This window comes from Cellulomonas sp. P4_B5_2, assembly GCF_056402235.1.
Genome location: NZ_JBFUHU010000292.1, coordinates 1 through 4,766 on the forward strand (window position 1 = coordinate 1; position 4,766 = coordinate 4,766).

3 protein-coding genes are annotated in these 4,766 nt (G+C 70.7%); all 3 read left to right on the top strand.

Features of this window, described 5'->3' with window-relative positions; translation table 11 throughout:
- Positions 1-221: 221 nt before the first annotated feature.
- The 3 genes from AC1DUQ_RS17725 (at position 222) to eno (ending at position 4,537) form a co-directional block, all read left to right on the top strand.
- Positions 222-1,775, top strand: a complete 1,554-nt coding sequence (locus AC1DUQ_RS17725; RefSeq protein WP_477060209.1) for a Re/Si-specific NAD(P)(+) transhydrogenase subunit alpha — start codon at positions 222-224, stop codon at positions 1,773-1,775.
- Between the two features lie 4 nt (positions 1,776-1,779).
- Positions 1,780-3,162, top strand: coding sequence for a Re/Si-specific NAD(P)(+) transhydrogenase subunit beta (pntB, locus tag AC1DUQ_RS17730; RefSeq protein WP_477060210.1), 1,383 nt, complete (start codon positions 1,780-1,782; stop codon positions 3,160-3,162).
- A gap of 94 nt (positions 3,163-3,256) precedes the next feature.
- Positions 3,257-4,537 (top strand): phosphopyruvate hydratase, encoded by a 1,281-nt coding sequence (gene eno / locus AC1DUQ_RS17735; protein WP_056095694.1) that lies wholly within the window; start codon positions 3,257-3,259, stop codon positions 4,535-4,537.
- Positions 4,538-4,766 lie beyond the last annotated feature (229 nt).

Sequence of the window (4,766 nt, forward strand, 5' to 3'; positions counted from 1 at the left end):
CTTCCTCGTCGGCTGTGCAGCCGGTGCCCCAGGACTTTGGACCAGGGACGCGGCCGCCCGCAGTTGCTATGAAGGTTCGGGCGATCATCCGACAGAGGGAAGGAAAGCGCTTGCCGAGAGTCGGTCCGACCCCATAACCTTCCGGTGCCCGCCATGATGGGCGCGGCCGGTCGTCCCCCCGCGACAGGCCACCACAGACGATCCGACGGAGGACCGCAGCGATGCGCATCGGTATCCCGACCGAGAGCCGAGCCGGCGAACGGCTCGTCGCCGCGACCCCGAAGACGGTCGGCCAGCTGGTCGATCTCGGCTACGAGGTCGTCGTCCAGCGTGGAGCCGGTGACGCGGCGACGTTCCGTGCCGAGGCCTACGAGGCCGCGGGCGCGACCGTCGGCGACGCGGCCGACGTCTGGTCCAGCGACGTGGTGGCCAAGGTCCACCCGCCCACGGAGGCCGAGGTCGCCGCGCTGAGCCCGGGCGCCACGCTCGTCGCCATGCTCGCGCCCGCGGCGGCGCCCGCCCTGGTGGAGAGCCTGCACGCGCGGGGCGTCACCGCGCTGGCGCTGGACGCCGTGCCGCGCATCTCGCGGGCACAGGCGCTCGACGTGCTCAGCACCATGTCGAACGTCGCGGGCTACCGCGCGGTCGTCGAGGCCGCCGAGGTCTACGGCGGCATGTTCACCGGGCAGGTCACCGCGGCGGGCAAGACGCCGCCGGCGCGCGTGTTCGTCATCGGTGCGGGAGTGGCCGGACTGGCCGCGATCGGGGCCGCGGGCAGCATGGGAGCCCGCGTCCGCGCGTTCGACGTGCGGCCCGAGGTCGGTGAGCAGATCGAGTCGATGGGCGCGACGTTCGTGCAGGCCGAGGCCGCGCAGCAGGCGGTCAGCTCGGACGGGTACGCGAGCGCGCTGACCGAGGAGCAGGAGCGGCTGACCGCGCAGATGTACGCCGCCGAGACGGCGGACGCGGACATCGTCATCACGACCGCGCTGGTCCGGGGTCAGGCGCCGACGACGATCACCGCGGCCATGGTCGCGGGCATGCGGCCGGGCAGCGTGATCATCGACCTGGCCGCGTCGGGTGGCGGCAACTGCGAGCTCACCGTCCCCGGGCAGGTCGTCGTGAGCGACAACGACGTGACGGTCATCGGGTACACCGACCTGACCAGCCGGATGCCCCAGCACACGTCCCAGCTGTTCGGCACCAACATCGTGCACCTGATGCAGCTGCTCACCCCCGGCAAGGACGGGCAGCTGGTCCTGGACCTGGACGACCCGGTGCAGCGCGGAATGGCCGTGACGCACGACGGCGACCTGCTCTGGCCGCCACCCCCCGTGCAGGTGTCCGCGGCGCCGGCCGCCGTGGCCGGTCCGACCCCCGAGGAGCGGGCGCAGGCCGAGGCCGCCGCGCTCGGGGACAAGAACCGTCGTCGGCAGCGCCGGTCGGTGATCCTCGCGCTCCTGGCCGTGGTCGTGCTGCTGGGGATCTCGTTCGCGCCGGCCGCGTTCCTCGGCCACTTCACCGTGTTCGTCCTCGCGGTGATCGTCGGCTACTACGTCATCTCCAACGTCAGCCACTCGCTGCACACGCCCCTGATGGCCCAGACCAACGCCATCTCCGGGATCATCCTGGTCGGCGCGCTGCTGCAGATCGGCGACGACAGCTGGTTGGTGACCGTGCTCGCGGTCGTCGCCGCGGCCGTCGCCAGCATCAACGTGTTCGGCGGGTTCCTCGTCGCCAACCGCATGATCCGTATGTTCCGGAAGGACGCCTGAGCTCGTGCTGACCTCCCTGGCCCAGGCCGTCTACCTCGGCGCCGCCATCCTGTTCATCCTCAGCCTCGCGGGGCTGTCCAAGCAGGAGACCGCGCGCCGCGGCAACCTCGCCGGCATGGTGGGCATGGGGCTCGCGCTCGCCGCGACCGTCGCGCTCGCCCTGGAACGCTCCGAGCGTCCGGTCGAGGTGACCGCGGTGCTCATCCTCGTGGTGTTCCTCGTCGGCTCCACCGTGGGCACGTGGCAGGCGCGTCGCGTCGAGATGACGCAGATGCCCGAGCTCATCGCGATCCTGCACTCGTTCGTCGGTCTCGCGGCCGTCCTCGTCGGGTACAACTCGTTCCTCACCGAGCCGGCCGACCCCGCGCACCTGGTCGAGGTGTTCCTCGGCGTGCTCATCGGCGCCGTGACGTTCACCGGGTCGATCGTCGCGTTCCTCAAGCTCTCGACGCGGATCAGCTCGGCGCCGCTTATGCTCCCGGGCCGCAACTGGCTGAACCTCGGCATGGTCGTGGTCTCCGGGGGGCTGATGGCCTGGTTCCTGGGCACCGGTGCCGTGCTGCCGCTGCTGCTGATGACGGCCGTCGCGCTGCTGCTCGGGTGGCACCTGGTCGCCTCGATCGGCGGCGGGGACATGCCGGTGGTCGTCTCGATGCTCAACTCGTACTCCGGCTGGGCGGCCGCTGCGGCGGGCTTCATGCTCAGCAACGACCTGCTCATCGTCACGGGCGCCCTCGTCGGCTCCTCCGGTGCGATCCTGTCCTACCTCATGTGCACGGCCATGAACCGGTCCTTCATCTCCGTGATCCTCGGCGGGTACGGGGCCGAGGGCGGCACCGTGGTGGCGTCCGACGTCGACCTGGGGGAGTACCACGAGATCAAGGCCCCGGAGGCGGCGGAGCTGCTCACGGAGGCCCGCACGGTCATCATCACGCCCGGGTACGGCATGGCCGTGGCCAAGGCGCAGTACCCGGTGGCCGAGCTCGTGGCCAAGCTGCGGGCGCGGGGCATCGAGGTGCGGTTCGGCGTGCACCCGGTGGCGGGCCGGCTGCCCGGGCACATGAACGTGCTGCTCGCCGAGGCGAGGGTGCCGTACGACATCGTGCTCGAGATGGACGAGATCAACGGCGACCTGGCGGAGACCGACGTCGTCCTGGTGATCGGCGCCAACGACACGGTGAATCCGGCCGCGCTGGACGACCCGTCGTCGCCGATCGCCGGCATGCCGGTGCTCGAGGTGTGGAAGGCCGCGCGCGTCATCGTGTTCAAGCGGTCGATGGCCACGGGTTACGCGGGCGTGCAGAACCCGCTGTTCTTCCGCGACAACACCTCGATGCTGTTCGGGGACGCCAAGGACCAGGTCGAGCACATCATGCTCGCCCTCTGACGGAGAACGTCCACCAGTCGAAGGGCCTAGGGCGGCCGTTCGGCCACGCCACTAGGGTGAGGTCGTAAACCCACCCGCTTCAGAAGGAGCACCCATGGCCAGCATCGAGGCCGTCGGCGCCCGCGAGATCTTGGACTCGCGCGGCAACCCCACTGTCGAGGTCGAGGTCGCACTCGACGACGGCACCATCGCCCGCGCCGCGGTCCCCTCCGGTGCCTCGACCGGCGCGTTCGAGGCCGTCGAGCGCCGTGACGGCGACTCCGCCCGGTACCTGGGCAAGGGCGTCGAGGAGGCCGTCGCGGCCGTCATCGACGAGATCGCCCCCGAGCTCATCGGCTTCGAGGCCACGGAGCAGCGCCTGGTCGACGGTGCGCTGATCGACCTCGACGGCACGCCCAACAAGGGCAAGCTCGGCGCCAACGCGATCCTCGGTGTCTCGCTCGCGGTCGCCAAGGCCGCCGCCGACTCGGCCGACCTGCCGCTCTTCCGCTACCTCGGTGGCCCGAACGCCCACGTGCTGCCGGTCCCGATGATGAACATCCTCAACGGTGGGTCGCACGCCGACTCCAACGTCGACATCCAGGAGTTCATGGTCGCCCCCATCGGTGCGACGACGTACCGCGAGGCGCTGCGCACCGGCGTCGAGGTCTACCACTCCCTGAAGTCCGTGCTGAAGAGCAAGGGCCTGTCCACGGGCCTCGGCGACGAGGGCGGCTTCGCCCCGAGCCTGGGCAGCAACCGCGAGGCGCTCGACCTCATCCTCATCGCCATCGAGAAGGCCGGCTTCACGCCGGGCGTCGACCTGGGCCTCGCGCTCGACGTCGCCGCGACGGAGTTCTTCAAGGACGGCGCCTACCAGTTCGAGGGCAAGGCCCTGTCGAACGAGGAGATGTCCGCCTACTACGAGCAGCTGGTGAAGGACTACCCGCTGGTCTCCATCGAGGACCCGCTGTCCGAGGACGAGTGGGAGGGCTGGTCCCACCTGGTCGCCACCATCGGCGACAAGGTCCAGATCGTCGGCGACGACCTGTTCGTCACCAACCCCGAGCGCCTGCGCAAGGGCATCGAGCTCAAGGCCGCCAACTCGCTGCTGGTCAAGCTCAACCAGATCGGCACGCTGACGGAGACGTTCGACGCCGTCGAGCTGGCCCAGCGCAGCGGCTTCACCACGATGACCTCGCACCGCTCCGGCGAGACCGAGGACACCACGATCGCGGACCTGTCGGTGGCCACGAACGCCGGCCAGATCAAGACCGGTGCCCCGGCCCGTGGCGAGCGCATCAACAAGTACAACCAGCTGCTCCGCATCGAGGAGGAGCTGGACGACGCCGCACGCTACGCCGGTCGCTCCGCCTTCCCGCGGTTCACGGCCTGACACACCTCGACGGCCGGTAACCCGCACGGGTGGCCGGCCGTCGGCGTGCCCGGGGTCAGGGGGTGGCGTGGACGGAGACGACGGGCTCGGGCGCCACCTCGTCGGAGACGACGGCGAAGAACATCGAGGCCGCGACCGCGACGAGGGACGTGACGACGGCCACGGGGACGGTGGCGACGAACGTGGTCCGCCAGGCCGCACCGTGCGGGCCGCCGCGCCGCCAGAGGAT

What these genes read in the sequence shown, in the direction of transcription:
- eno (WP_056095694.1), top strand. Translation starts at nt 3,257, where the DNA reads ATGGCCAGCATCGAGGCCGTCGGCGCCCGCGAGATCTTGGACTCGCGC.
- AC1DUQ_RS17725 (WP_477060209.1), top strand. Translation starts at nt 222, where the DNA reads ATGCGCATCGGTATCCCGACCGAGAGCCGAGCCGGCGAACGGCTCGTC.